General features: G+C 66.0%; 4 protein-coding genes. 1 reads left to right on the top strand and 3 read right to left on the bottom strand.

Annotation, left to right across the window (positions count from 1 at the left end; translation table 11 throughout):
* The coding region (yidC, locus tag GX015_RS04680) for a membrane protein insertase YidC (protein WP_291343164.1) at positions 1 to 822 on the bottom strand (822 nt) is incomplete at its 3' end.
* A 97-nt stretch (positions 823 to 919) separates the two neighbouring features.
* Positions 920 to 1,273 carry an Lsr2 family protein gene (locus GX015_RS04675; protein ID WP_291343163.1) on the bottom strand — a complete coding sequence of 118 codons (354 nt, stop codon included), beginning with the start codon at positions 1,271 to 1,273 and terminating at the stop codon, positions 920 to 922.
* A gap of 99 nt (positions 1,274 to 1,372) precedes the next feature.
* Between GX015_RS04675 and GX015_RS04670 the strand changes: the two genes are divergently transcribed.
* A complete protein-coding gene (locus GX015_RS04670) occupies positions 1,373 to 1,675 on the top strand; it encodes a hypothetical protein (RefSeq protein ID WP_291343162.1) in 303 nt (100 codons plus the stop codon).
* Between the two features lie 5 nt (positions 1,676 to 1,680).
* On the opposite strand, the gene GX015_RS04665 is transcribed toward GX015_RS04670, so the two are convergent.
* A partial coding sequence (locus GX015_RS04665; RefSeq protein ID WP_291343161.1) for an alkaline phosphatase D family protein occupies positions 1,681 to 3,318 on the bottom strand: 1,638 nt, incomplete at its 5' end.

Genomic DNA, 3,318 nt, shown 5'->3' with positions numbered 1-3,318 from the left:
TTCGAGGATGATGGTGATGATCGCGTTCTGGCTCATCGTCCACAGGTTGTTGCAGACCCAGTAGACGACGATCGCGAGCGGCGCGGGGCCGAAGAAGCCGAAGAACAGCGGGAAGGCGACCGCGAAGAAGGTGACGGCCACCAGGTATTTGTAGGTGCCGCGCATGAATCGCGAACCGTGGTCGAGGGTGCGGCGGAGGCGATCGATGGAAATCGCCATGTTGATGCCGGTGAACGTGGCGGCGGCGAAAATCAGGGGCGTGCACACCGCGATGACCGCGGCGAACGTGGTGCCTAGTTCGGCGAATTGGGCCTGCGGCATCGCCGGATACGCCGGCAGCGGAACGCCGGAGAACGTGGCGGAGGCGAACTCCCGCACCTCCGCGCCGCTGAGGAAACCGACCCCTTCGGTGACCTGGTCGGAACCGTGGGCACCGGCGTTGGCCATTCGGCGGAGCATGCGGAAAAGGCCGATGAACACCGGGATTTGGACCAGAGGCGGCACCAGGCCCGCCCAAAAACTGATCCCGTGCTTCTCCCGCAGCTCCTGCATGGCCCACCGCTGGTATTGGGGCGCATTCGGATCGACGCTGCGGGAATACTTCGCGCGGATCGCCGCGAACTGCGGGCGCAGATTCACCGTCTTGCGGCCCATGGACAATTGCCGGTACGAAAACGGCAGCAATGCCATTCGAACGGTGATCAACAATAGAATCACCGATGCGGTCCATGCCGCGGACACGGAAACGCCCGGCACCGCCGCAACGACGAGGTGCCAGGCCTTCAAGATCCCCGAAATGACGAAGACCAGGGGTTCCAGCATCGGGCCCCATCCCTTTCCGGGCTCAGGGGACCCGCGAAACCGGCCGGGAAGAATCGGGGCCGGTCACGTGGGTCGAGAAGAGGTCACACAGCGGCGATCAGGAGTGCGTGGCCTCGTACTCGTCGATGATGGACTTCGGCAGCGCGCCGCGGTCCGCGACGTCCATGCCGCGGTCCTTCGCCCACTTGCGGATGATGCGGTTGCGCTCGCGCTGCTTGGTGGAATTCGGGTTGGTGCCGCGGCGGGTGCGCGTGGCCGGGGCGGAGTCGTCGGCATGCGCCTTCTCCACGTAGGGGCGCAGTGCCTCGTCGAACTTCGCCGCATTGTCCGCGGAAAGATCGAGGTAGTAGTTGCGGCCCTGATATCCGAAGCGGACGACCTTCACGTCGTCTTCGTTCAGGGGGGTTCCATCGAGATCGTCGATGTACTGGATAACTTCCTTGCGCGCCATGGTGTGCACCTTAATCTTCGTTGACGGCGCCGGGGATTCCCAGCATCCGTGGGCTGGACGACGTCTTTGCTTCTGACGTCCGATTTTATACCACTTAAATTGATCAGCGGCAATTCACTTTCGAAACTTCGGCAATTCTCAGAATCTCTTTTGATCATTCGCTCGCGACATGGCGGTGAAAAATATTCCCGCGACAAAATAACGCAAACAATCTCGACACCGCATCGTGCACTCCTGACGCAAAAATCGCCGGTTGCGGGCATGATCTGCGATGATCCGGCCATTTCCCGGAACCGTCGTCAAGCAAAGGCCCGGACCCCCGGCAAAGAGGCGGTGAATGGCGGAAACACAGGGGCCCCGCAAGCGACATCGCTTGCGGGGCTTGGCATCTGCGCCGAATAACGCATTTACGCAGGTGAAACGCCTTCACCTCGGCGCACGCGGTACCGCATGGCGGGGTAGAGCGGCTGTCCCGGAATGGTCTTGTCCTCGACGAAGCGGTACTCCGCCAGGATCTCGTCGGCACGGACCTGCACGTTGACGTACCCGTGGTGGTCGAACTCGATCCACTTCAGGTGCCGGTTGGCCGCCATCAGCGCCTGCTCCGCCGTCTGTGAGATGGCGTTGCGCTGCGGCAATTTCACGATGTCGTCGATGTTCGACGCGTTGACCGAGGCGCACACGATCTCCGCGGCGGCCACGCCATCGCCCGGGTAGCGGCCCGGCGTCACCGGCACGTCGCACGCCCACGAGGAGTGGATGTCGCCGGTGAGGAACACGACGTTGTCCAGGCCCTCGTCCGCCATCATCCGGATCAGGCGCCGGCGCTCGGCGGCGTACCCGTCCCACTGGTCCGAGTTGTACGGGATCCCGTCCTGCGGCAGGCCCATCAGCTCGGCGATCGCGCCGGAGGTCTGCGGGTCCAGCGGCGGGATCAGCACCGGGGTGAACATCACCGAGTTGCCCACCAGGTTCCAGTTCGCGCTCGACGTGCTCCACCGCGAATGCAGGTAGTTCATCTGCTCCGAGCCGAGCATGGTGCGGCCCTGGTCGTCGGTGTCGCCGATGTTGACGAACTCGGGCGCCTGGTCGCGGTAGGTGCGCAGGTCCAGCATGACGATCTCGGCCAGGGTGCCGTAGCTGAACGAGCGGTACAGGTGGCCGCCCTGCGAAAACGGGGTGGCGCGGACCGGCAGCCACTCCAGGTACGCCTGGATGGCGGCGTCGCGGCGGGCCACGTAGTCGCCTTCCGCCGCGGGGTCGTGGTTCTCGGCGCCGGTGGCGTGGTTGTCGTTGGCCACCTCGTGGTCGTCCCAGGTCACCAGCCACGGCTTGGCTGCGTGGGCGGCCTGCAGGTCGGCGTCGGTGCGGTAGTGGCCGTAGCGGCGGCGGTAGTCGGCCAGCGAGATGATCTCGTGCGCCGGCTCGTGGTCGCGGATGGCGCCGCTCTTCCCGGTGTATTCGCCGCGCGGGTACTCGTAGATGTAGTCGCCGACGCACATGATCACGTCGACGTCGGCGTTGTCCGCCATGTCGCGGTAGGCGGAGAAGTGGCCGGCTTCCCAGTTGGCGCAGGAGGTCAGGGCGATGCCCAGCTTGTCGGGCGCGGCTCCCGCGGCCGGGGTGGTGCGGGTGCGGCCGATCGGGGAGACCTGGCCGGCGAATTCGCCCTCGGCAACGGTGAAGCGGTAGCTGTACCAGGTGTCGGGGGCCAGGCCGGTCGCGTCGAGTTTGACGGTGTTGTCTGCGGCGGGGTCGGCGATGCCCTCGCCCGTCAGGACGATGGTGCCGAAGGAATCGTCCGTGGCCACCTCGCACAGGAGCTTGACGACGGTGCCGGCGCCCGCGCCGGGAACGTCTCCCGGATGGGAGGTGGCGCGGGTCCACAAGAGGACGGAATCCGGCAGTGGGTCACCCGAGGCGACGCCATGCTGGAACACGGCGTGCCCGCCGGCGTCGACCGCGCCCTGCGCGGCCTCCTGGGCCGAAGCGCTGAAGCGGCCGGCCAGCCCGGAGGCGCCGACCAGGGCGGTACCGGCGGCGCC

Origin of the sequence: Corynebacterium sp., from assembly GCF_012837295.1 — a bacterium.
Classification (GTDB): domain Bacteria; phylum Actinomycetota; class Actinomycetes; order Mycobacteriales; family Mycobacteriaceae; genus Corynebacterium.
Note: the sequence above shows the minus strand (reverse complement) of the source record. Positions and strands in the feature narration are given on the sequence as shown.

Excerpts from the sequence above, each read along its gene's own strand:
- GX015_RS04675 (WP_291343163.1), bottom strand. The coding sequence starts at position 1,273 with ATGGCGCGCAAGGAAGTTATCCAGTACATCGACGATCTCGATGGAACC.